The sequence below is a fragment of the Streptomyces sp. NPDC051133 genome (assembly GCF_040682635.1).
GTDB lineage: Bacteria > Actinomycetota > Actinomycetes > Streptomycetales > Streptomycetaceae > Streptomyces.
Genome location: NZ_JBFBBK010000244.1, coordinates 1 through 1,258 on the forward strand (window position 1 = coordinate 1; position 1,258 = coordinate 1,258).

2 pseudogenes are annotated in these 1,258 nt (G+C 70.3%); one reads left to right on the forward strand and one right to left on the reverse strand.

The window, feature by feature from the left end:
• Positions 1–437 precede the first annotated feature (437 nt).
• Positions 438–533 (forward strand): annotated as a pseudogene (locus AB0N17_RS46775) (IS5/IS1182 family transposase); the annotation flags it as partial.
• Between the two features lie 282 nt (positions 534–815).
• Here AB0N17_RS46775 and AB0N17_RS46780 read toward each other — a convergent pair.
• Positions 816–1,258, reverse strand: a pseudogene (locus AB0N17_RS46780) (hypothetical protein); the annotation flags it as partial.

Below are 1,258 nucleotides of genomic sequence, written 5' to 3' on the forward strand. Positions count from 1 at the left end.
TCCGCCAGCTCCAATACCGCAGCAGCATCTTCGACGGATGCCTCACCGGAACAGGACTCACGCCGACGACACCACGACTACAAAGTCAGTAGTGGGTGGCGTCAGTGGCAGGGTTGCGGGCGATGCGTGTCTCGATCCCGTTTCCATCGCGGTCGGCCAGCTGTGCAGGTGCGGAGTCGGGTCCACGACCGCCACACTCGGCTCGTCCTCGCGGCCCTCCGTGCTGCGGATGGCCTCACGCAGCCGGTCATGCAACTCGGTCACCAGTCCCGCATCCGCCAGCGGGCGAAGAGGGCACGCGTGGCCAGGGCGGGAAGTCGGCAACTCGCAGTCGGTGAAGGCGGACGCCACTGTCACCCATGTCTCGCGGGGTTCGACGCCGGGAAGATTGCCCTGGTGATCAGTCGGCTTCAGCGGCCTCATCTGTCGCCCATTAGATCAACGGGCGTGAGCGCGACCTGCTCACCGACACCCTCGGGCTCCCTCTGGCCGTGCTGGTCACGCCGGCCTCCACGACTGACCGGGACGCGGCTCGCATCCTGCTGCCCTCAGCAAAGAAGCCCTTCCGGCGGCTGGCGCGGGTCCGGGCCGACGCGGTTACACCTGCGCCCTCACCGACTGGGGCACCCAGCACCCCGGAGCCGCCCTCGGCATCGCCGGCCGCAGCGACGACGCCCCAGGTTTTCAGGTCCTGTCCCGCCGCTGGGTCGTCGAATGATCCTTCGCCTGGCGCCTGCGCAGCCGGTGCCTGGTCCGTGACTTCGAACGGCGCACCGGCACCAGCGAGACCGCCATCCTGTGGTCGATGACCATGCTCATGAGCCGCCGCCTGGCCGCCCGGCACCGGCCGTCGGGGCAGCGTTCTGCTCCGGCGCGGGCAGCATGGACCTGCCCGGTTTCTCCCCGACCAGCCAGCCCCGTTCCAACAGCCGTTTCAGCCGGGCCTGCGCTCACCTCGACACGGGAGGCCAAGGCGCTGTCCCAGCCCAGCACCACCGCCGCTCGCCAGGCACCCAGCCCATGGGCTCCCGCCTCCACGGCGGCGGACCTCAATGCCCGGTACCACTGGCAGCACTTCGGTGCCGGCCGCGTCCTGGCGGTCAGGCACGGCCCGGCGCGGCCCCACCGGCTTCCTCTGCGACACCCCGCTGGCCACTACGGCGGGACACGGCTGCCGAGCCGCTTGGGCCTTCCGATGACGACGAGGCCGTCGAGTTGGTCTACGAGCGTGTCCCAGGCGTAGGGCCGTCCCTCGAAG